Below are 492 nucleotides of genomic sequence, written 5' to 3' on the forward strand. Positions count from 1 at the left end.
TGTCTGTGTCTACCTGCTTCGCGTTACTATGCAGTTTTCAAGGTTCTGGCTGGATGTCATCCAGCAGTCTGACTCTTGTCATGTTGCTGAATTATCCACATTTTCTTATTTTATCACACTGGAAACCGCCACAAAAACTTTTTTCTCAGTTTTTTTTGCTTAAGAGCAATTTTTTTTGTAGCAATTTTTCCCTTGGAGTAGGTGGAGGTTAGCGGACTCGAACCGCTGACATCCTGCTTGCAAAGCAGGCGCTCTACCAACTGAGCTAAACCCCCCTAAGTCAGTTTTCAGTTACCAGTTACCAGTTCTCAGTTTTTTACTGTTCACTGATGACTGTTGACTGTTCACTGTCTTCAGGTGGGCCATCCTGGACTCGAACCAGGGACCTCACCCTTATCAGGGGTGCGCTCTAACCACCTGAGCTAATAGCCCATTATCGAACCCTGTTTATAGTTTGAAAGCTTTCCTTAAGATTGCGACCGACCTCGGGAT

At 45.1% G+C, this 492-nt stretch carries 2 tRNA genes; both read right to left on the minus strand.

Features of this window, described 5'->3' with window-relative positions:
- Nucleotides 1-202: 202 nt before the first annotated feature.
- A tRNA-Ala gene (locus ACM0OZ_RS49215) sits at nucleotides 203-275 on the minus strand.
- 83 nt (nucleotides 276-358) lie between these two features.
- Nucleotides 359-432 (minus strand) — tRNA-Ile (locus ACM0OZ_RS49220).
- Between the last annotated feature and the right edge of the window lie 60 nt (nucleotides 433-492).

Origin of the sequence: Scytonema sp. PCC 10023 (assembly GCF_963920835.1) — a bacterium.
Lineage (GTDB): Bacteria > Cyanobacteriota > Cyanobacteriia > Cyanobacteriales > Nostocaceae > Kalymmatonema.